General features: G+C 51.7%; 20 protein-coding genes. 4 read left to right on the top strand and 16 right to left on the bottom strand.

The features are described from left to right. Positions 1-11: 11 nt before the first annotated feature. From G614_RS0125545 to G614_RS0125530, 4 genes are all read right to left on the bottom strand, one after another. On the bottom strand, positions 12-440 hold the full coding sequence (locus tag G614_RS0125545) for a GtrA family protein (protein WP_027644121.1): 429 nt from the start codon (positions 438-440) through the stop codon (positions 12-14). A 100-nt stretch (positions 441-540) separates the two neighbouring features. Continuing rightward, complete coding sequence (locus G614_RS0125540; RefSeq protein ID WP_027644120.1) at positions 541-1,503, bottom strand: FAD:protein FMN transferase; 963 nt, start codon at positions 1,501-1,503, stop codon at positions 541-543. Positions 1,504-1,597: 94 nt separating this feature from the next. Further along, entirely contained in the window at positions 1,598-2,440 is an 843-nt protein-coding gene (locus G614_RS0125535) for an aminotransferase class IV (protein WP_027644119.1), read from the bottom strand. Between the two features lie 44 nt (positions 2,441-2,484). Next, positions 2,485-2,949 carry an Lrp/AsnC family transcriptional regulator gene (locus tag G614_RS0125530; RefSeq protein WP_027644118.1) on the bottom strand — a complete coding sequence of 155 codons (465 nt, stop codon included), beginning with the start codon at positions 2,947-2,949 and terminating at the stop codon, positions 2,485-2,487. 126 nt (positions 2,950-3,075) lie between these two features. Between G614_RS0125530 and G614_RS0125525 the strand changes: the two genes are divergently transcribed. Next, positions 3,076-4,002, top strand: coding sequence for a LysR family transcriptional regulator (locus G614_RS0125525; protein ID WP_027644117.1), 927 nt, complete (start codon positions 3,076-3,078; stop codon positions 4,000-4,002). Positions 4,003-4,150: 148 nt separating this feature from the next. Here G614_RS0125525 and hflC read toward each other — a convergent pair whose 3' ends face one another. Both hflC and hflK read right to left on the bottom strand, forming a co-directional pair. Then, positions 4,151-5,032 (bottom strand): protease modulator HflC, encoded by an 882-nt coding sequence (hflC, locus tag G614_RS0125520; protein WP_027644116.1) that lies wholly within the window; start codon positions 5,030-5,032, stop codon positions 4,151-4,153. Beyond that, positions 5,032-6,240 (bottom strand): FtsH protease activity modulator HflK, encoded by a 1,209-nt coding sequence (gene hflK, locus G614_RS0125515; RefSeq protein WP_027644115.1) that lies wholly within the window; start codon positions 6,238-6,240, stop codon positions 5,032-5,034. The genes hflC and hflK overlap by 1 nt, the downstream gene beginning before the upstream one ends. Before the next feature lie 233 nt (positions 6,241-6,473). Here hflK and G614_RS0125510 point away from each other — a divergent pair, with 233 nt between their 5' ends. Beyond that, positions 6,474-7,661 (top strand): iron-containing alcohol dehydrogenase, encoded by a 1,188-nt coding sequence (locus G614_RS0125510; RefSeq protein ID WP_027644114.1) that lies wholly within the window; start codon positions 6,474-6,476, stop codon positions 7,659-7,661. 86 nt (positions 7,662-7,747) lie between these two features. Here G614_RS0125510 and G614_RS0125505 read toward each other — a convergent pair whose 3' ends face one another. From G614_RS0125505 to aspS, 6 genes are all read right to left on the bottom strand, one after another. Further along, positions 7,748-8,320, bottom strand: a complete 573-nt coding sequence (locus tag G614_RS0125505) for a hypothetical protein (RefSeq protein WP_027644113.1) — start codon at positions 8,318-8,320, stop codon at positions 7,748-7,750. Between the two features lie 189 nt (positions 8,321-8,509). After that, entirely contained in the window at positions 8,510-9,799 is a 1,290-nt protein-coding gene (locus G614_RS0125500) for an aminotransferase (protein WP_027644112.1), read from the bottom strand. 201 nt (positions 9,800-10,000) lie between these two features. Beyond that, entirely contained in the window at positions 10,001-11,449 is a 1,449-nt protein-coding gene (gene gatB / locus G614_RS0125495) for an Asp-tRNA(Asn)/Glu-tRNA(Gln) amidotransferase subunit GatB (protein ID WP_027644111.1), read from the bottom strand. Next, positions 11,446-12,963, bottom strand: coding sequence for an Asp-tRNA(Asn)/Glu-tRNA(Gln) amidotransferase subunit GatA (gatA, locus tag G614_RS0125490; RefSeq protein ID WP_027644110.1), 1,518 nt, complete (start codon positions 12,961-12,963; stop codon positions 11,446-11,448). Before gatA ends, gatB begins: the two co-directional genes overlap by 4 nt. A 13-nt stretch (positions 12,964-12,976) precedes the next feature. Further along, positions 12,977-13,270 carry an Asp-tRNA(Asn)/Glu-tRNA(Gln) amidotransferase subunit GatC gene (gene gatC, locus G614_RS0125485; protein WP_027644109.1) on the bottom strand — a complete coding sequence of 98 codons (294 nt, stop codon included), beginning with the start codon at positions 13,268-13,270 and terminating at the stop codon, positions 12,977-12,979. A 33-nt stretch (positions 13,271-13,303) separates the two neighbouring features. Further along, positions 13,304-14,635, bottom strand: a complete 1,332-nt coding sequence (aspS, locus tag G614_RS0125480) for an aspartate--tRNA(Asn) ligase (protein WP_027644108.1) — start codon at positions 14,633-14,635, stop codon at positions 13,304-13,306. A 678-nt stretch (positions 14,636-15,313) separates the two neighbouring features. On the opposite strand from aspS, the gene G614_RS0125470 reads away from it, so the two are divergent. Further along, positions 15,314-15,829 (top strand): ferritin-like domain-containing protein, encoded by a 516-nt coding sequence (locus tag G614_RS0125470; RefSeq protein WP_027644107.1) that lies wholly within the window; start codon positions 15,314-15,316, stop codon positions 15,827-15,829. Positions 15,830-15,835: 6 nt separating this feature from the next. Here G614_RS0125470 and G614_RS0125465 read toward each other — a convergent pair whose 3' ends face one another. Next, positions 15,836-17,290 (bottom strand): glutamate synthase-related protein, encoded by a 1,455-nt coding sequence (locus G614_RS0125465; protein ID WP_027644106.1) that lies wholly within the window; start codon positions 17,288-17,290, stop codon positions 15,836-15,838. 172 nt (positions 17,291-17,462) lie between these two features. Between G614_RS0125465 and G614_RS0125460 the strand changes: the two genes are divergently transcribed. After that, positions 17,463-18,824 carry an MATE family efflux transporter gene (locus tag G614_RS0125460; protein ID WP_027644105.1) on the top strand — a complete coding sequence of 454 codons (1,362 nt, stop codon included), beginning with the start codon at positions 17,463-17,465 and terminating at the stop codon, positions 18,822-18,824. Between the two features lie 132 nt (positions 18,825-18,956). Here G614_RS0125460 and G614_RS0125455 read toward each other — a convergent pair whose 3' ends face one another. From G614_RS0125455 to G614_RS0125445, 3 genes are all read right to left on the bottom strand, one after another. Beyond that, positions 18,957-19,745 (bottom strand): SIMPL domain-containing protein, encoded by a 789-nt coding sequence (locus G614_RS0125455; RefSeq protein WP_002588291.1) that lies wholly within the window; start codon positions 19,743-19,745, stop codon positions 18,957-18,959. A 225-nt stretch (positions 19,746-19,970) separates the two neighbouring features. Further along, on the bottom strand, positions 19,971-20,609 hold the full coding sequence (locus G614_RS29080) for a hypothetical protein (RefSeq protein WP_242828225.1): 639 nt from the start codon (positions 20,607-20,609) through the stop codon (positions 19,971-19,973). Between the two features lie 175 nt (positions 20,610-20,784). Further along, the gene (locus G614_RS0125445; protein WP_027644104.1) at positions 20,785-22,101 is read right to left on the bottom strand and encodes a replication-associated recombination protein A; all 1,317 of its coding nucleotides are present in this window, start codon (positions 22,099-22,101) and stop codon (positions 20,785-20,787) included. Positions 22,102-22,429: the final 328 nt, after the last annotated feature.

Genomic DNA, 22,429 nt, shown 5'->3' with positions numbered 1-22,429 from the left:
GTCACCTTTCTCTATTCAGGCTTATTCTTGAATATCCAGAGTTTGCTGAAAATATAGTTCAGTACCATGTTGATTACAGAGGATGTGAATTTGCAGAACAGCTCATATAGCATTCCCCTGTCACCGCCTAATTTTACCATGACCACCATGAGCACCCAGGTAACGGCTCCTGAGAACGCCCGGGCAGCCACAAATGCTCCCACCTCCTTCATAAGGTAGGAAGGCCGCAGATTATAATTGCGGAACACGATAAGCTTGTTCACCACATAGGCAAACAGCACCGCCGCCAGCCATGACATGGCCTGGGACAGGCCTACGCCAATCCCAATCTGCCTCAGCAGAGCATATACCGCAAAATCCACTGCCGTGGTGAGAAACCCGCATATAATGTAGCTTATTGTCTCATAGTTAACACATTTTACCCATATTTTACGTAACATCTTCTGCTCCTGCACTGTTCCAGAGTGCGCACAGACAAACTCTGGAGCAATAATCCCTTCTATTATATGGTAGCATCATGGAATTGTAAAGAAAAAACCATTATCTGTACAGGAAATCCTCGGCCCCCCTGGTGTAGTGGAGTTCCCCGTCTTCCGTGAGGAATATGCCGTAGATTTGGTCCATGGACTCTATGAGCCTGGTCCCTTCTTCCAGTCCCAGGGCAAAACAGGTGGTGCTCAGTCCGTCCCCGTCCACTGACCTGGGGGAAATGATGGATACCTGGGTCAGCCCATTTTCATAAGGATATCCGGTAGCCGGATCCAGTATATGATGATAGTTGACGCCGTCCTCCACAAAATGCCTCTCGTACACGCCGGAGGAAACCACGGACATGTTGTCTATTTTCAGTGCTGCCACGGTCTCTGTATGGGTTGCGTACGGCCTCTGGAGCCCTATCTTAAAAGGAGTGCCGTCCGGCCGTTTTCCCACGCAGAGCACATTTCCTCCCAGGTTGATGACCGCACTTTCCACACCGTTTTCTTCCAGATATGCCTTCATCTGGTCTGCTATAAAACCCTTGGCTATGGCGCCCAGGTCAATGGTGGTCTCGTCATTGAGGAAGGTGACCTGTCTGCCATCCAGGATCACATTTTCATATCCCACCTTTTTCAGATCCGCCTCAATCTCCTCCCTGGGCGGCACATGGGGCGTCCTGCCTGTAAAATCCCACAGGGAACTTAAGGGCTCTATGGTTATATCAAAGGCCCCCTGGGACATGCGGCAGTACTCCAGCCCCTCCGCCAGTACCTCGGCTGTTTTCTCCGATACGGTGATGATCCTCTCACCCGGTCTGCGGTGGTTCAGTTTATAAATCTCGCTGCCCTCCAGGGTCTTGCTGAGCAGCTTCTCATAGTCGGAACAAAGTGTCATGCAGCCGTCCAGAATGGTCTGGTCCTCTGTATCGTATAAGGTAACGGTGACAAATGTGTTCAACAAAAAAGACGACCTGGTGACAGGATCCGCAACTTTCTTGCTGCATCCTGCCAGCCAAGCCGTGCACATGATAATCAAACCTGCTGTTATTATTGTCTTTAATCCTGTATTTTTCATGCCTTACATTCTAGCACCCGGCCCTCAAAAAGTCAAGGCAGCCGCATTAGGCTTTAGTCTCTTCCATGTACTCATCCATCACAGCGTCCAGAATGCTCTTAAGGGTCTCAGGCGCCCTGCCTCCCACCGGAGTGCCGTCAATCTCATTGGCAGCCACACACAGTTTGGTGGATGATGTCACCAGAACCTCGTCCGCATCCATCATCTCCTTCAGGGTATATGGAGTCTCGCTTACCGGAATCTCCAGTTTCTTACAAATACGAATCAGGTGGGCCCTTGCAATGCCCGGAAGAATCAGATTGTCGGCAGGAGCCGTATAGAGAATTCCGTCCTTTAAGATATGGCAGTTGCTATGGGCACATTCTGTCACACGGTCGCCTCTGTGGAACACTGCTTCCTGGCATCCTGCCTCTTTTGCTTTCTGGGCAGCCATGACGCTGGGCAGCAGATTCAGGGTTTTGATGTTGCAGTGGAAGAAACGGGTGTCCTCCTGGGTAATCAGGCGAATTTTCTTGTACAGGTCCGGTGTTCCCATGGGCTTTAACATAACCCAGAGATTTGCCGGTACGTTCTCCGGAAATTCATGGGTCCTGACAGCGGTCCCCCTGGTTACCTGGAAGTAAATGAACAGATCTCCGGTGTCCATCTTATTTACCAGGTCCTGAAGCAGCGCCTTCAGCTCTGCCTTTGTGCATGGCACCTGAATCCTGATAAGGCCGGCGCTGTTGAAGAAGCGGTCAACGTGCTCGTCAATTGCAAAAATCCTGTAATTGCGGCAGGGACCTGCATCGTATACGCCGTCTCCAAACCAGCATACCCTGTCATTCATGGGAACGCTCATGTTCTCCAGTTCGTCGTACTTTCCATTATAATATCCAAGCGTTTTCATATATGTAATCTCCTTTTTAATAAAATCTTCATTGAAACATGATGCTAAAACCGCTTCTTCTCTTCTTCCGGTATGGCGGAATACATGTTTTTGATTTCCTTCAGCACGAAATGGGTCCTGGTGGCGGATACACCGGGTATGCTCTTGATGGTGCGGTGGATGCGCTCCAGCTCATCGGAGGAGGCGCAGGATATCTTCAGCACAAAATCATAATCCCCGGTCAGATAATAGCAGTCCAGGATATTAGGGTGGTCCATGATGACCTCTGTGAAGGAGTCATGGAACTTGGGATGCTCCAGGCTGATTTCCATCAGGGCTGTGACATCGTTCCCCAGGGCCTTGGCATCCACCCTTACCGTATAGCCCTTGATGATGCCGGACTCTTCCATCTTCTTGATGCGGTCCAGTACGGCTGATACGGACAAATGAATGGCTTTGCTGATGTCTGAGGCTGTCTCCCTTCCGTTCTCTTTTAGGATGTTCAGTATCTTATAGTCAAGTTTATCCATCTTGTCCCCCTGTTATTTTAGCTTTTCAAATGTGATTTCGTAGTATATACTGGTAGGTGGATAGAATGCATTTGCTGCACTGCGCCTGCGTGGACATTATAACACAAATCATCCAGGAGTTGTACTATGAATCTCTCTTATTTGAAATATGCGGTAGAAGTGGAAAAAACCGGGTCCATCACAAAGGCGGCTCAGAATTTTTATATGAATCAGCCCCATCTGAGCAAAATCATCCGTGAGCTGGAACGGGACCTGGGATGCGACATCTTCGACAGGACCAGCCGCGGGATGGTTCCCACCAAGAAGGGTGTGGAATTCCTGCGCTATGCAAAGGCAATCCTGGTGCAGGAGGAACAGATTGAGGCCCTGTGCGTGAAGAACAGCGAAAAAGCCCTGGAGGTGAATCTGTGTGTTCCCAGAGCCACCTATATTTCCTATGCCTTCTCTGAATTTCTTAAAAATATGGACAGCTGTCCCTCTGTCAATGTACATTACATGGAAACCAATTCCAAGGACATCATTCGGGGCGTGTCAGGCAAGACCTTTGACGTGGGCATCATACGATGCCAGGCCCTGTATGAATCTTATTATATGAAGCTTCTCCAGGATGAGAACCTGGAGTGGAAGGAACTGTGGTCATTTTCCTGCAATGTCCTTATGTCCCCCAGCCATCCCCTGGCCTCTAAGGACAGGCTGACATACCTGGACTTTACCGATTACATTGAAATCGTCCAGGGCGACATCCAGAACCCTTCCTTTACCTTTGAGGCCCAGGATGCCTCTGCCACCGGCGGTAACTCCAAGAAAACCGTTTCCATCTATGACAGGGGTAGCCAGTTTGATCTGCTGCGCCAGCTGCCCGGTTCCTATATGTGGACCTCGCCTGTGCCCTACGGCTGTCTCACCTCCTCAGGCCTGATTCAAAAGAAATGCAGTTATCCCGGAAACATCCACAAGGACCTGCTGATTTACAGGAGCGGCTACCGCTTTTCCAGGGAGGAGGAGGAATTTCTCCAGTGCCTTTCACGGATGGTAAGCCGTCTCTCCGATTGACCGCCAGTATGAATTTCATTAGCCCGTCAGCCCCCTCATTACAGCGGCTGACGGGCTTATGTTTTGCGTTGAAATCCCGTTTATTCCTATTTATATAGTGTAGTGTCTTTATATGAAACAGCGTCTTTATATAGGGCAGCGTCCCATTTTACCATGATCCGGAAAGAATCCTCGCCAGCTCACTGTCCTCGTTCAGAATGATAGTCTTATTATCCCCTTTCAGGGAAGCCTTCAGGGCATCCAGGGAGCGCACGTAATTATAGAAGTCGGCCTTTGCCTCGTCATTGTAGGCGTCGCTTAATATCTGCATGTATCTGGCCTCGCCCTCCGCCTTGATTTTCTCTGCCTCCGCATTGGCCTTGGCTATGGTCTCCTTCACCGTCTTATCAGTCTCGTTCTTAATCAGGGATGACTGGTAATCGCCGTCAGCCGTATACTGGGCGGCAATGTTGTTTCGCTCGGATATCATTCTCTGGTACACGGATTCCTTGTTGGAGTCTGGAAGGTCCAGCTTCTTTGTCTCCACCGCATAGATGTGGATGCCGTAGGAATCCATGGCATCACCGATGTTCTCCGTGATGGTCTTAGCCAGGTTCCCGTCCCGGCCGGATATGATATCCGCCTGGTTGGTGGAGGAAAGCACGTTTTTGATGGAGTTATATACCACGTTCCCCAGTCTGACTTCTGCCTTTTCCTTGCTGGCGTTCAGGGACGCCAGATATTTCACCGGATCGTTGATATCCCATATAACGAAGGAATCAACGGTCATTACCTTTTTGTCCTTTGTGGTGACATCGCTTGGGTACAGGTCGGAAATCATCTTATATTTAGGTATCTTCTGCACGGACTGCAGGAAGGGAACCCTGAGAGAGGGACCTGCCGAATTCTCTACACGGACCACCTTTCCGAACTGGATAATCAGGGAGTACTCATTGGATTTTGTAACCACCAGCGGATTGAATATGGTGACAGCCAGGAGCACGATAACCAGTATTCCCATGTTTCTCATAAATTTAGTCAATGTCTTCATTACTGTCCGCCTCCGTTCTGGTCATTGCTTCCATCCATATTATCCTGGGTATTATCCTGGTCATAGGCGCCGGGCTGGCTGTTCAGGCTGCCGGAACCTGCCTGGTCTTCCTGGTTTGCCTGATGGTCCTGGCTGCCGCTGTATGCCCCCTGAGAACCGGTGTTTGTCTGGGCCCCGGTGACAAAGGAGTCCAGGGGAAGCATGGTCTGAGTCCCGTCTGAGCCGTTTATGATGACCTTGAGCCCTGGCAGAATGTCCTCCATGGTCTCATAAAACATCCTCTTCTTTGTAATAAGAGGATACTTTGCATATTCCTGGTACATATCGTTGAACCTGGATACCTGCCCCTCTGCCTCGCTGATTCTCTGCTGGCGGTAGGCTTCCGCGTCCCTGGCAGCCTTGTCGGCCTTTGCATTGGCTGCCGGAAGCTGCTCGGACTGGTACTTTCTGGCCTCGTTGATTTTGGTATCCATACCCTGTTTTGCATCCTCCACTGCCTTAAATGCATTGTTCACCGCATCCGTTGGCGGCTGTGCGTCCTGGATAGTCACATTATTAATGCCCAGGCCGATGTCCTCCTGCTCCAGGCGCTCAGACAGCAGTGCCTTCACCTTTGCCTGAATCTCGGATTTGCCGGTGGTGATGACCTCGTCCACGCTGTAGGAGCCCACCGTGTCCCTTATATAGGACTGGGCCAGGTTCTTTAAAATAGGAATGGCAGTGTCGCTGTGGATATACGCCTTAATGGGGTCCACAATCTGATACTCAATGTAGAAATCCACATTCACAAAGTTAAAATCCTTGGTTATCATCTCTGACTCGGACGTAACCGTAATCGGATTGTTCTCGCTGTCCGCATGGTTCTGTGCATTGTAATCCGGGTCGTATCCAATGGGCATGCCCTTGATTTCCTTGGACATCTTATGTACCTTCTGTATGAAAGGCACCTTGAACTTGGGCCCTGAGGTAGTGACGCTGCTTGGACGGCCAAAGGTGGTCAGCACTGCCATCTCGTTCTCTGACAGGGTATAGAAAGAATCAAAGGCAGCAATGGCCAGGACAGCCACCACAATGGCTATCTTTATGGTACGGAGCATCCGCTTCATCCTCTTATTGCTTTCTTCCCTGTTGTCAAATACTACTTCCGGTCCCTGATCTTTTTTACCGCCTCCAGGTCCCACAAACCTCTTACCCATGAAAAAATTCATCCGGTATTCCCCTTTCTCAGTCATTTTAGAGAAGTATACCATAAGTTTCACATACCGGATAGCATTTGCCCCGAGTTTCCAATAATTTTATAATTCCTTCAGGGAGATGCCGGAAAAGGAATACCGGTATTCCTTTTTCATACCTACCCATTCCAGGCCAATGATGTTAAGATGTAATCGTTAAAGAAATAACACATCAAAACAACATTTTACATATACTGGGAGGTATTATCATGAGATTTACACTGCCAAGAGATTTGTACCATGGAAAGGATGCACTGGAAGCCCTTAAGACCCTGACCGGCAAAAAAGCCATTGTCGTTGTAGGCGGCGGCTCCATGAAACGTTTTGGTTTTCTGGACAAGGTAGTTGATTACCTGAAGGAAGCCGGCATGGAAGTTAAATTATTCGAAGGCGTTGAGCCTGACCCATCTGTGGATACAGTTCTGAAAGGCGCTGCTGCCATGCAGGAATTTGAGCCTGACTGGATTGTGGCAGTGGGCGGCGGTTCTCCCATTGACGCGGCAAAGGCAATGTGGGCATTCTACGAATACCCCGACACATCCTTCGAGGACCTGATTACACCATTCAGCTTCCCGACCCTGCGTACCAAGGCTAAATTCTGTGCGATTTCCTCCACATCAGGAACAGCAACTGAGGTTACCGCATTTTCCGTTATTACTGATTATAAGAAAGGCATCAAATATCCCCTGGCCGACTTCAACATCACGCCTGATGTGGCTATCGTGGACCCGGCTCTGGCTGAGACCATGCCAGGGAAGCTGACCGCACACACAGGAATGGATGCCATGACCCATGCAATCGAGGCTTATGTCTCAACTCTTCACTGCGAGTATACGGACCCGTTAGCACTCCATGCCATCGAGATGATTAACGAGTATCTGATACCTTCTTATAACGGGGATATGGAAGCCCGTGATAAGATGCACGATGCACAGTGTCTGGCCGGAATGGCGTTCTCCAATGCTTTGCTTGGAATCGTACATTCCATGGCTCATAAGACAGGTGCTGCATATTCCGGCGGTCACATTGTTCACGGTTGTGCTAATGCAATGTACCTTCCCAAGGTTATAAAATTTAACTCCAAAGAACCTGAGGCCGCCGCCAGATATGCGAAAATTGCTAAATTTATCAACCTTCCCGGTACAACGGATGAGGAGCTGACAGATGCCCTTATTGCCCGTCTCTTAGAGATGAACAAGGCTCTGGACATCCCGGCCTGCATAAAGGATTACGAGGGCGGAATCATTGATGAGAAGGAATTTATGGATAAGCTTCCGAAGGTTGCCGAACTGGCCGTAGGCGATGCCTGCACCGGCTCCAACCCAAGGGCCATCACTCCAAAGGTCATGGAACAGCTGTTAAAATGCTGCTACTATGATGCGGAAGTAGATTTTTAACTGCCCCCTTTGTGCTACACTCCATATAAACGGTTTGTTTTTACTGCCCGAAAAGGGTGGGAAAGAATTTGTCTTTCCCACCCTTTTCACGTTGCCAGAAGCTGTTCCATATAGCGCAGATACCCGCACAGTCCTGTGATGATGAATATTTCCAGAAAACTGGTGATAAAGCCAGCTTCCAGGAGGAATAGGACAGCACAGGCTGCCATCATCCACAGGATGCCCCATGCCCTGCGAAAGCGCATTCGGTCACGGGCGCTTAAGAAGCGGAGGAAACCAATGATGCTGACAGCCAGCAGCACCGGCGAAAAAAATGCCAGCAGCACATGGAGGTCTGCCTTTAAGGGATATTCCTCCGGCATATAGGGAATCATAACTGCCATGAGGAGAAAGGCTGCCGCTGTATACATGAGTGTCCTGCCTCCCGGATTCCTGTACCTTCCTATGTGAAAAAGATAACGGACATACACACAGTAATAGATGCCGGTGGCAAATCCCCACACTGCAAACAGCAGCTTGTTGCCGGTCCGGTTGCCCAGGACAGACAGGTTGGTACCGGTCCAGCTGTCAAAGGATGCCAGGAATATGGTCACGCCCGGAATCAGATAAATCGTGAAGAGGTCGTATTTTCCTTTAAACCGTACATTCCGGCCCTGCATGGTCCTGCCTCCTTTATCAGATGATCCCTGCTCTTAAATCTGTCCCGGATCGCCTGCAGCCTGGATATCCGGGACAATGAGGAAGGGAGCGCGCACATCTGCTTTCGATGTGCCGCTCCCTATCATTATCTGATGAAGTGCTGACTTTTACACTTGAATCATTTTCCTTGGAAGGTATCTGCCCTCCAATTATGCCATTGTTTTTAAAAGCTTTTCCACAGAGGAGAGCTTCACGCAGAGGGTAAACAGCTCGGCAGCCGTAATCAAATCCCCTAAAGTCGGATAGGTGGGCGCGATACGGATGTTGCTGTCATGTGGATCCTTTCCATATGGATAGGTGGCTCCGGCAGAAGTCATAACCACTCCTGCCTTCTTGCATCTGGCCACGATATCCTTTGCACAGCCCTCCAGTGAATCAAAGGAGATAAAATATCCGCCCCTTGGCTTTGTCCACCGGCCGATTCCCAGTCCTTCCAGCTCCCGATCCAATATCTCCTCCACTGCCTCAAATTTGGGCCGGATGATATCCGCATGCTTTCTCATATGCTCTATCATGCCGTGGATATCCTTAAAGAAACGGGCATGGCGCAGCTGATTTACCTTGTCGTGGCCAATGGTCTGGTTCTTTAACTGGGCCTTGATGTCCTCCAGGTTATTGTGGGAGGTGGCAATGGCCGCAATACCGGAACCGGGGAAGCTGATTTTGGAGGTGGATGCGAACTTATAAACCAGATCAGGATTTCCGGCTCTCTTGCACTCTGCCAGAATTTCAATCAGGTGATCCTGGTCATGGTCATACAGGTGATGTACGCCGTAAGCATTGTCCCAGAATATACGGAAGTCGGACGCAGCCGGCTTCAGCCTTGCAAAACGGCGGACAGTCTCGTCTGAATAGGAATAGCCCTGGGGATTGGAGTACTTGGGCACGCACCAGATTCCCTTGATGGAATCATCGGAAGCCACCAGTTCCTCCACCATATCCATATCAGGTCCCTCCTCGGACATAGGTACATTAATCATCTCGATGCCGAAGTATTCTGTGATGGCAAAATGGCGGTCATATCCCGGAACCGGGCAGAGGAATTTCACCTTATCCAGCTTGCACCAGGGCGTGCATCCCATGATTCCGTGGGTCATGGCCCTGGATACGGTATCGTACATGACGTTCAGGCTGGAATTGCCGTAAATGATAATGGTGGAAGGATTCACCTCCATCATATCCGCCAGCAGTACCTTGGCCTCGTCAATTCCTGTAAGCACACCGTAATTGCGGCAGTCCGTGCCGTCCTCGCAGGTCAGGTCGCTGGTGCTGCTCAGTACGTCCATCATACCCATGGAAAGGTCCAGCTGCTCCACACACGGCTTTCCCCTGGACATATCCAGCTTCAGGTCCTTTGCCTGAAACTCACGGTACTGTGCTTTCAGGTCCTGGCGCAGTGAAAGCAGTTCCTCTTTTGTCATCTCTGCATATGGCTTCATAATATCCTCCTGGCTCACTATATTTTCTATAAAATGTGTCCGTCAGGCATACATCTGTCAGCTACCGGTCAACATTTTCGTACATTGTACACAAGCATACACCAATTGAAGCATTCCGTCAATACAAAATTTTCTTATATTGTCAAAAGATATGCTTATGTCTTTTTCCATCTGTCTCTATCACAGCTTATACATCTTATCTTATGCATCCCCGCCGGCAAGCAGCTCCCTCACAAGCTGATTCACCATGGCCGGGTCCGCCTTGCCCTTCATGGCCTTCATGGTCTGGCCCACCAGGAATCCCATGGCCTTTTCCCTGCCGTTCCTGTAATCCTCCACGGACTGCGGGTTGGCAGCCATGACCGCCTCCACGGTGCGGCGCAGGGCGCCCTCATCCTTTACAACCTTTAGGCCCTTTTCCTCCACATACGCCTCAGGGTCCGCGTCGTGCTTGAATATCTCTTCAAACACGGTTTTAGCGACCGTCCTGTTGATGGTGTTTTTCTCCACCATGCCGATAAGGGCAGCCAGATGGGAGGGGGAGAACCTCATGTCCTCAGGCTCCATTTCCTGTTCCTTCATCAGGCGCATGGCCTCCACCATGAGCCAGTTGGACGCCTCCTTGGGCCGGCCGCTCAAACGCGTGGTCTCCTCAAAGATATCCGCCATGTGCTTGGAACCGGTGAGAAGCCTGGCGTCATACTCAGGAAGCCCGTATTCCTCCCTGTATCGGGCGATTTTCTCCGTGCGCAGCTCCGGCTGGCGGGCCTTTACCCGGGCAATCCACTCATCGCTTATGACCACCGGCACCAGATCCGGATCAGGGAAATACCTGTAATCCTGGGCATCCTCCTTGGATCGCATGGCCTTGGAACTCTCCTTGTTGTCGTCCCAGCGCCGCGTCTCCTGGATTACCTTCCTGCCGTCTTCCAGCAGCTCAATCTGACGCCTGCGCTCCCCCTCTATGGCTCTGGCAATGGCCTTAAAGGAGTTCAGGTTCTTCATCTCGGTCCTGGTGCCAAACTCAGCCGCCCCCGCCTCTCTCACGGACAGGTTCACGTCCGCTCTCATGGACCCTTCCTGAAGCTTGCAGTCAGAGGCGCCCAGGTACTGGATTATCAGCCTCAGCTTCTCCAGGCAGGCTATGACTTCCTCGGCACTGCGCATGTCAGGCTCCGACACAATTTCAATCAGCGGGACTCCGCTGCGGTTGTAATCCACCAGGGAACAGTCCTCCCACTCATCATGAATCAGCTTGCCCGCATCCTCCTCCATGTGGATTTCATGGATTCCCACACGTTTCTTAAGGCCGGACTCCGTCTCTATATCCACCCAGCCGTCGTGGCATATAGGCAGGTACAGCTGGGATATCTGGTAGTTCTGCGGATTATCCGGATAAAAATAGTTCTTTCTGTCAAATTTACAGTACTGGTTAATCTGGCAGTTTGCAGCCAGTCCCACTGCCAGCGCATACTCCACCACCTGCTTATTTAACACGGGCAGGGAACCCGGCATGCCGGTGCATACGGGGCAGGTATGGGTGTTTGGCGCTCCCCCGAACCGGGTGGAACAGCCGCAGAAAATCTTGGTTTTGGTGGCCAGCTCCACATGGACTTCCAGACCGATGACGGTCTCATACTGTTTACTCATGGCTCATCCCCCTCTCTGTCCCCGGCCATGACGCCGGACGGCGCCTCTGCCGTCCCGGCAGTCACAGGCGGCAGCTTCCACTCCCGCGCCTTCTCGTAAGCATAGGCGGCCCGTATGATGTTTTTTTCCTTAAAACAGTCCCCTATGAGCTGCAGTCCAATGGGAAGTCCCTTTGAATCCAGGCCGCAGGGAAGGCTGATTCCGGGAAGACCGGCCAGGTTCACGGAAATGGTATAGATATCCCCCAGATACATCTTCAGAGGATCCCCCAGGGACTGGCCTAACCGTGGGGCTGTTTCCGGCGCTGCCGGCGCCAGTATGACGTCATAGGACGCAAACGCACGGTCAAATTCCTTCTTAATCAGGGCCTTGGTGCGGAGGGCCTTCAGATAATATGCGTCATAGTAGCCGGAACTCAGCACAAAGGATCCCAGCATGATACGGCGCTTCACCTCCGGCCCGAAGCCCTGGGAACGGCTCTTTTTGTACATGCTGTGAAGCCCATCGTATTCCGGCGCCCGGTAGCCGTACTTTACACCGTCAAACCGGGACAGGTTGGAGCTGGCCTCTGCGGAAGCAATGACATAGTAGGCAGGTATGGCGTACTCCACCAGCTTAAGGTCAAAGGTCTCCACGATGGCCCCCTTTTCTCCCAGCACCCTGGCTGCTTCCAGCGCAGCGTCCTTCACCTCCTGGTCCAGCCCCTGTCCGAAGTAGGATTCCGGTATGCCGATGCGCATTCCTCTTACATCCTCTGACAGGGCTGAGGTGAAACCACAGTCCTTTCGCTCCATGGATGTGCTGTCCTTGGGGTCATGAGATGCCAGGACCTCCAGGACCGCGGCGCAGTCCGACACGTCCTTTGCCACAGGCCCTATCTGGTCCAGGGATGAACCATAGGCAATGAGCCCATACCTGGACACGGTCCCGTAGGTGGGCTTGATGCCCGTGACGCCGCAGAAGGAGCTGGGCTGTCGTATGGAACCGCCCGTATCAGACCCCAGGGCATAAAAGCATTCCCCGGCAGCCACTGCCGCGCAGGAACCGCCGGAGGAGCCCCCCGGCGCATGTTCCAGGTTCCATGGATTCCTGGTAACGCCAAAGGCGGATGTCTCCGTGGTGCTTCCCATGGCAAATTCGTCCATGTTTGTCTTTCCCAGGATAACGGCTCCTGCCTGCTCCAGATTGGCTACTGCCTGGGCCGTGTAGGTGGGGATGAAATTTCCCAGTATCCTGGAACTGCAGGTGGTCCGCATTCCTTCCGTACACATGTTGTCCTTGATAGCCACAGGTACTCCGGCCAGGGGGCCTCTAAGCCTTCCCGCCTCAATGTCTGCCTGGACCTTCCCGGCCTGTTCCATGGTCTTTTCTTCATTCACGGTCACATAGGCGTGGATGGATGGCTCCATGGCCTTTATGCGTGCCAGAGATGCTTCTGCGGCCTGTACCGCGGTGATATCCCCTGACTGAATCCTTTTTCCCAGCTCCAGGGCTGTCATATCTAATATGCTCATGTTCCCGTTCCTCCTACTCTACGGTCTTAGGCACTTTGAATGCACCGTCCTTTTGCCGGGGGGCGTTGGACAGAATTTGGTCCCTCTGGTCCACGCCCGTGACCACATCCTCCCGGAACACGTTATTCACCGGAAATACGTGGGACATGGGCTCCACTCCCTGTGTGTCCAGTTCATTTAACTTATCTATATAATCCAGCATCCTTCCCATGTCCTTCTTTGCTTCCTCCTTTTCCTCCGGGGAAAGTTCCAGCTTTGCCAGGATGCCTACATACTCGATTGTCTCGTCACTTATGATATTTGCCATGATTTCCTGCTCCTCTCAGTCATTTTCCCGTCCCTATGGCTCCAATCTGGTCACATCTCTTGGGAACAATGATGCCTCCCTGACATTCTGTTCATCCAGGAGCCTCATGGTAAGGCGTTCCAGTCCAATGCCCAGGCCGCCGTGGGGCGGCATGCCGTATTTGAAAATCATAAGATAGGAAGCAATGTCCTCAGGATCCATGCCCCGCTTCTCCATCTTGGCTGTGATTTCCCTGTAATCGTGAATCCTCTGTCCGCCGGTGGTCACCTCCAGCCCCCGAAACATTAGGTCAAAACTCAGAGTGAATTTGGGGTCTGCCGGGTCATCCATGGCGTAGAAGGGCCGTTTTTTGGAAGGGTAATGTGTGACGAACACAAAATCGCTTCCATACTCTTCCTGGAAATACCGTCCTATGAGCAGCTCCTCCTCCGGCTCCAAATCATAGGGATTGCGTATCTTCCTGTCATATTTTCTTGAAACGAGCTCCTTTGCCTGGTCAAACCGGACCGCAGGAATCCTTCCCACCTCCGGCAGGGTCACTCCCAGCATATCCAGCTCCTTCTTATACTCCTGTTCCAGAAGTTTCATGACATACCGGAGCATTCCCGTCTCCATATCCATCACATCCCGGAAGCTGTCGATATACCCCATCTCGAAATCCAGGCTGGTGTATTCGTTGAGATGCCGGGTGGTATTATGCTTTTCAGCCCGGAACACAGGCGCTGCCTCAAACACCCTGTCATATACGCCCACCATGGTCTGTTTGTAAAACTGCGGGCTCTGTCCCAGCTCTGCCTTCTTATTAAAATACTCCAGCTTAAATACGTTGGAGCCGCCCTCCGCCCCTCTCGCCACGATTTTAGGCGTGCGTATCTCCGTAAAGCCCTGGCTTAAAAGATAGTCCCGAAATCCCCTTACAATGCCTTCCTGAATCTTGAATTTGGCCCGCTCCCGCACATTGCGCAGGGAGATGGGGCGCAGGGAAAGCTTTGTCTCCAGGGATGTGTTCAGCTTCCATTTGCTGATGGCAATGGGCAGGGGCTCTGCGGGCTGGGACAGCACCCGAATTGCCTTTAAGCGTATCTCAAAGCCATGGGGCGCCCGTTCCTCGGCCTTCACAACACCCATCACCTCCACGGCGCTCTCTTCCTTCAATTCCCTGATGTCAAAATCCGTAACCCCTGCCTCATATACACACTGCACCAGCCCCCGGGGCTTGCGCAGGATGACGAAGGCCACCTCGCCCATATGGCGTATGGTATGAACAGCCCCGTTCATCCGTATTTCCTTCCCCTCGTATTCCCCTTCAAGCACTTCCCTGATATCCAGGACCCTCTTCTCCTTAACTCCGTTTACAAATTCCATGGCACTCTCTCCTCGTTATGAGCACTTGACATCTGTACTTTAGATGTCCGCGCAAACTGGATTTCGGTTCCGGTTGATTTTCTTTTCCATGGACATAAGCCGGCTGTCTGGTCCACAAATAAAAAACGCCCCGGAACACAGTAACTGCATTCCGGGACGGGATTAAATTCAGACATTTCCCGCGGTACCACCCGCATTGAGACCTGGTCCCGCAGCAAACTGCCCTGCGTTTCCAGCTCCCCTCTCTATGTACGTAACGTGTACAACGGATATACCTACTATCAGCCGTATCCTGCCCGGCATCTTCCGTTTCGGCCCTGACCGCTTCGATATACCAGCTCCAGAGTGTTCCCTCAGCCCAGTCCTGCCCGGCGGCGCTCTCAGTCGGTGACGCCCCCTTCCTGTCACATTTCTCAGGCCAGAGTCTCTTTCATTGCTGTTGATTATTTATTTTCTAAAATAGTACATCACTGATTCAAAGTCAAGGGCAAATATTTCTCCGGGATGAATTTTAGATATTTTGACAATAAATTCGCCCATGTCTGAATATTTATTGTAACAATTAAAAGTGTCTGCCGCCATGAAACGGATGGAAAGCAGGTCCCGGCATGTCATATTTTTGCTCCGCTTTGCATAAACTGCAATATGGAAACTACTATACATATAAAGGAGTTCATGATGTTATCCATCCATGATTTTCATTATTCCTCCGATGCACCCTATCCACCCATTAAGGCAGAATCCGGGAATCCGGCCTATGCAAGGGTGATGTTGGACAACATAGGCGGAAGCAATTCAGAAATGTCCGCCATATCCCTCTACGTCTTCAACCATCTGATTACCGAGTACAATCCCGATGTCAGCGCCGTATTCCACAAGGTCAGCATCGTGGAAATGCATCATCTGGAGATATTTGGAAAACTGGCCCTGCAGCTGGGGGAGGAACCGCGGCTGTGGACCCAGCACGGATGCAAGAAGATATACTGGTCCCCCAGCTGCAACCAGTATCCCGGAGAGCTGCGGACCCTGATGCGCAATGTCATCGACGGGGAAAAGGCAGTCATCAGCAAGTACCAGCACCAGATTTCCTACATACGGGATGAAAATATCACCGAAAACTTAAGGCGCATTATTTTGGATGAACGGCTGCATGTGGAAATTTTTGAAAAGGTTTACGGAGAGTATTGTTCCTGACCGCCCTTAAGCATGGCGTATATTGGTAAACTCCGATATCTCCCTGCTGACCGTGCACAAATCGTCCGCATTCATGTCGTGAATGTTGTCATGTCCTGTAATCCTGGCAAATGTCTTTATCTCCTCCAGGGATACCCTGAGGAAATTAGCCACTCTCTGCGCGGCCGCGTCCTCCTTAAAGCGGCCGCGCAGCTTCTCGTCCTGGGTCGCCACGCCCACGGGACACATTCCGGTGCCGCATATACGGTACTGCTGGCAGGCGGCTGCCATCAACGCCGCGGAAGCGATGGCCACCGCGTCCGCGCCCATAGCCAGTGCCTTTGCAAAATCAGAGGATACCCGCAGGCCGCCCGTTATCACCAGCTGGGCGCCGCAGCCTGTCTGGTCCAGGTATTTCCTGGCCCTGTAAAGGGCATAAATCGTGGGTACGCTGGTGGAATCCCTGATAATCTTAGGGCTGGCTCCGGTTGCCCCTCCCCTTCCGTCTATGGTAATAAAATCCGGTCCGGCATAGACGCAGAATTCCAAATCCTTCTCAATCCTTCCCGCTGCAATCTTTATGCCGATGGGCCGTCCGCCGGATACAAAGCGCAGCCTGTCCACCAGGGCCTTCAAATCCTCTTTGGTGTCAATGCCAGTAAAACGCGACGGACTGATGACGTCCTGTCCCAAAGGTTTATTCCTTATGGCCGCAATCTCCGGCGTAACCTTGCCTCCGGGCAGGTGGCCTCCCATGCCCGGCTTTGTGCCCTGCCCGATTTTTATTTCAATGGCGTCTGCTTCCCTCAGGTTCTCATCCGTCACACTGTACTGGTTGGGAACATATTCAAATATATACTTATAGGCCGCCGCCTTCTCCTCCGGCAGGATTCCCCCTTCGCCGGAGCACATGGCTGTGCGGGCCATGGCGCTTCCCCTGGACAGGGCTGTCTTTGTCTCCCTGGAAAGGGCGCCGAAGGACATGTGGGAAATATAAACCGGATGGTCCAGCACCATGGGCTTGGCCGCATGTCTGCCTATGATGGTTTCCGTTTTTACCGGAGCGTGTTCATCAAGGGGCATGGGATTCAGCTGGGCCCCCAGGAACAGGATGTCATCCCAGCCCGGCATGGGCATCTGGGTTCCCATGGCAGCAATGATGGACTGTCCCTTCACAGCCATCTCGTGAATCTCGTCCATATAGCGGGCATCGGTCTGAGTCCTGGCATACTCAGGGTCATAGGCTAGGGTTTCCTCTGCCCTGCCGACGCTGTCTTCGCATGTTTCCCGGGTCCCGGCCTTTTTAACAGGCTCCTCCTTCTCCCTGTCCGGAGTCTTTCCTCCGCCCTCTCCGTCCTCTGTCCTCACCAGCTTGTCAGCCGTGACCATGCACACGGGACAGACCTTTAAATCGGATACCGGTACCCCCTCCTTTTCCTCATCATAAATAGAACCACAGAATCTGCAACGGTATACTGCCATTATGTTTCCCCCTTCTCTTAATTATCGTCAATAATAGTAATTATTACTATTTTAAATATAGCACAAACAACGCACAATGTCCAGTGTTTTATGCCCCATATGTCATTGACTTACCAATATAAGTAATGTTACAATATCTTTTATGCACAAATGAGAAAGGAAGTCGCTTTACATGTCACAAGAAAACAAAATGGGCGTCATGCCCATTAATAAGCTGCTCATATCCATGTCCCTGCCCATGATTATCTCCATGCTGGTACAGGCCCTGTACAACATCGTGGACAGCGTGTTTGTATCCATGATTAACCAGGCTGCCCTGACTGCGGTATCCATGGCATTTCCCATCCAGAACCTGCTGATTGCAGTTTCTGCCGGCACCTGTGTGGGCGTCAATGCCCTGCTGTCCCGTTCCCTGGGGGAGAAAAATCCCAAGGCGGCCAATCTGGCTGCTGTCAACGGTCTGTTCCTGGCCTTCATAAGCTTCCTGGCCTTTGCAGTCTTCGGCCTGTTCGGCTCCAGGCTGTTCTTTGAAAGCCAGACAAACAACCCGGTCATCATTGAATACGGCGTACAATACCTCCAGATTGTCTGTATCTTCTGCTTCGGGCTCTTTGGGGAAATGATGTTCGAGCGGATTCTCCAGTCCACGGGCCAGACCTTTTACTGCATGATTACACAGGGCACCGGCGCCATCATCAATATCATACTGGACCCCATTCTTATCTTTGGTCTGTTTGGAGTGCCAAAAATGGGAATCCAGGGAGCTGCCGCCGCCACTGTATTCGGCCAGATCGTGGCCATGTTCCTGGCTCTCGTGCTGAACCAGGCCAAGAACAAGGAGGTACGGATTAGTTTCAGATCGTTCACCCCTAACTGGAGGACTATTTCCATTATCTACCAGGTAGGCGTGCCCTCCATAATCATGCAGTCCATCAGCTCTGTCATGACCTTTGGAATGAATAAAATCCTGATTGGATTTTCCGAGACAGCCGTAGCCGTATTCGGAGTATATTTCAAGCTTCAAAGCTTCATCTTCATGCCTATATTCGGACTGAACAACGGCATGATACCCATTGTGGCCTACAATTACGGGGCCCGCAGCAAAAAGCGCATCATGGAAACGGTCTGGCTGAGCATCGGCATCGCAGTGGGCATCATGCTCATCGGACTGATGGTGTTCCATCTTATGACGCCTCAGCTGCTCATGCTCTTCCAGGCAGACGAGGAGATGCTGTCCATCGGCGTCCCTGCCCTGCGGATCATCAGCCTCAGCTTCCTGTTCGCAGGATACTGCATCATAGTGGGATCCGTGTTCCAGGCCCTGGGCAACGGCGTATACAGCCTTATTATATCCGTAGCCAGACAGCTTGTATGTATCCTCCCCCTGGCCTGGTTTTTTGCCCGGACCTTTGGACTGCATGCAGTGTGGCTCTCCCTGCCTCTGGCTGAAATCACCTCTGTGGTGCTCAGCTCCGTCCTGTTCCGCAAGATTTATCAGGATAAGATAAAACCACTGGGACAGCCGGCCGCCTGATGAATGCAGCCGATGATTGCAGCCGATGATTGCCGACTGCTAAATTATGTTTGGATAAACAATATACAAAACGGGCTGTTTGGGAATATAATCTGTTCCCAAACAGCCCGTTTGCCGATCCGATTGCATTGGCTACTCCGCCGCGTAATTCAATCTCACCGTAATATTGGCAGTCTTATACCGGGAGCTGGTGTCCAGGTATCCGTCGTAGCTGTAGGATTCCGACCCGGAATTCTTTGCAGTAATCTGGAACACGCCCAGGGCCGCGCTTAACAGCTTGCCTGCCTTAGCTCCTGAACCGGCAGACATGATGTCAATGCGCTCCTTTGCATTGGCAGTGGCTTTCTCAATCAAATCCAGCTTCACCTCATCCAGCTTGGTGTAATAATACTCCGGCAGCTCAGACTCGAACTCCACTCCTGATTCAATCAGCTTAGTGATATCCCTGGAAATATTTTCCACCTTGTCAATATCATAGGATGAAACCGTCAGACTCTGGGTCAGATCATATCCGTCCGGCTCATCTCCCAGATATTTGCCCTCGTCATCGTATCTGGATGTATAGGTCTGGGAAATGTTGACGGAACTGAATATCATCTCATCCTCCGCCACCTGGTTCTCCTTCAGATACTGCCTTACCAGTTCCGCGTCCTTCTTGATGATGGCGTAGGCATCCCTGGGCGTATTCCCATGGACAGAAAAGCTGCCTCTCCACACAATCAAGTCCGACTCAAAATCACAGCTGGCAGAACCGGTGGCCGTGATTCCGCTTCCCCCGCCGCTCTTCTTATAATCCACCAGTCCGCCTGTAAAGATGCTGACGCAGATAATGGCGCTGAGCGCCGCGATGATCGCGATAAGCACAGACCTGCCCTGGGCCATAAAGCCTGTCTTTTCCTTTTTCTCCCTGTTCTCTTCCAATCCCTCACAAACCTCCTTTTATATACATGTTCCTGCAAACCTGCACGCCCGGCGCAGGTTGTGGTGGTTTTAGTATAGCACATAAGAGCCGGGAGAGACCTGACGGCTTTCTTAATATTTACAGTCAAAATAAGGAGGAGAAAACAGGGGCTGCGTTATCCCCCTATCAGAACATCCAGCCGTTTAAGGGCTTCTATGTATATCTCCATGGCATTGGTAAGATTTTCAATCTTCACACACTCGTCCGGCTGGTGGCCGCCGCCGTGGCCCGGAGGACAGGGCTTTTTCTGTCCCCGGATGCCCGGCCCAAAGGCGACCGCATTTGGCAGCTTCCTGGCGTAGGTGCCGCCGCCCATGGAGTAGGCTTCTGCCTCTGTCCCCAGCATCTGGCAGCACAGGGACGTAAGCTCCCTTACCACCGGGCTTTCCGGTAATGACACAGGGCGGGTTATCCCGGCTCCAGGCCAGAATCCATCCGTATGTTCCGGCTTCCTCGCTCATCTGCCGCACCAGTGCTTCCGCATCGGCCGTCACCGGATAACGGATATTAAAGTTCTGTATGAACCGTCCCCTCTCTGCCCTGGCCATGCCTCCCGCCAGGGTAAGCCTGCCGGACAGTCCATCCTCAAAGCCGATGCCCATACCTTCCCCATAATAATCAGCAAATCCCTGGTCCGGGAACCGGAAGCAGGCTTTTTCCTCCTCTGTCAGGAAGGGGGCTCCGGCCAGCACACGGGCCAGCTTCACCGCCGCGCTGTCAGAACCCTCGGGAAAGGCGGCATGCGCTGTTTTCCCGGCAGCCTTTACAACGATATGGCCGTTGTCCTCAACCGAAAAATCCTGGGGGGTTGCGAGGCTGTCCACATAATCCCGGACCGCCCGGCATTTACCTGCCGGGAAGGTCTGGCATACGCATAGAGGATTTAATCGTGATTACGGAAAAGGGCTGTGAATCCCTGAATACCATGACAAAGGAACTGATGATTGTTTAACTTATTGAACGGGATATGGGATGGTTGGAGGGAGCAGCCAGTGGGCTTTATTCCCCCCTCTTCCACTTTCTGATTTCCTCCAGCCTGCCTTTTACAGGTTCTTCCGCGCCCTGGTCCGTAGGACGGTAATATTCTCTTCCCTCCAGGGAGTCCGGCAGGCACTGCATCCGGGCTATCTTTTCCTTTGTATCATGGGCATACACATAGCCGTCGCCATAATGCAGGTCCTTCATGAGTCCGGTGGGAGCGTTGCGTATGGTAAGGGGCACCGGCTCCGCCAGCATGTTCTGGGCGTCTGCCTTGGCGGATTCATAGGCCATATAGGCGGAGTTGGATTTAGGCGCCATGGACAGGTAAATTACGGCGTGGCTCAGATGTACATTACATTCGGGCATTCCCAGAAAATGACAGGCCTGGTAGGCAGACACTGCCAGCGTCAGTGCCTGGCTGTCCGCCATCCCTATGTCCTCACTGGCAAAACGGACCAGCCTGCGGGCCACATACAGAGGATCCTCCCCAGCTTCCAACATACGCGCCAGCCAGTATACGGCTGCGTCCGGGTCGGAATTGCGCATGGACTTGTGGAGCGCGGATATAAGGTTGTAGTGTTCTTCCCCTTTCTTATCGTACAAAAGACTTTTTTTTCCGATGCACTGCTTCAACACATCCTCTGTGACCGTGGTCTTATCCGGACTGATTACCCCGTTTGTCACTGCCATTTCCAGGGTGTTCAGAGCCGTCCTGGCATCCCCGTCTGCAAACCCGGCAATCATTTCGATCATATGGTTCGTGATTTCCACGTTCAAATAGCCCAGTCCTTTAGGACTTTTAAGCGCGTTCTTTATAAGGCGGGCCAGGTCATCCTCCGTCAATGCCTGGAGCACAAAGACCCTGCACCGTGACAGGAGAGCGCTGTTTATCTCAAAGGAAGGATTCTCCGTGGTGGCCCCAATCAGAATGATGCTTCCCTTTTCAACATAAGGGAGAAATGCATCTTGCTGAGCCTTATTAAAACGGTGTATCTCGTCCACAAATAAAAGAGTCTTAATTCCCATCCTCCGGCTGTTCTCAGCCTGGGCCATGACCTCCTTGATTTCCTTGATACCGCTGGTAACAGCGCTGAAATTAATGAACTGGGCATTGGTCCGCTTTGCAATGATTCCCGCCAGGGTGGTCTTGCCCACGCCGGGAGGCCCCCAGAAAATCATGGATGGAATCTTATCCTGCTCTATGAGCTGGCGCAGCAGCTTCCCCTTTCCCAAAAGATGCTCCTGTCCCACAAATCCATCCAGGTCATCCGGACGCAGCCTGCTGGCCAGGGGATTGTATACTTCTCTGTCATCGAATAATGACATCTGTTTCATGGCTTTTCCCTCTCCTTTCTGAAATGGTTCTGCATGATTAAGAATTGGTGTTAGTATTGGGGTGGTATTGGGTTAGTGTTGGTATTGTGTTGATATTGATACTGTATAAAAAGCAGCCAAAAATGGTATTCTGGAAGCCTATCACGAAATCAGCCAGCTAAAATAAACCACATATCCAGCAGTGATGGAAAGGAAAAGCATATGTATATAAAGCATGTTACATTTCAATCCACAAGGCTCTTGCGAGCCTCGACCATCCCACCCAAAACCTATGTCATGCCGCTGGATATTTCAATCCACAAGGCTCTTGCGAGCCTCGACTCTGGAC

Source organism: [Clostridium] clostridioforme AGR2157 (assembly GCF_000424325.1).
Taxonomy (GTDB): domain Bacteria; phylum Bacillota; class Clostridia; order Lachnospirales; family Lachnospiraceae; genus Enterocloster; species Enterocloster clostridioformis_A.
The sequence above is the reverse complement of the archived record's forward strand: the minus strand, read 5'-3'. Positions and strand labels throughout refer to the sequence as shown.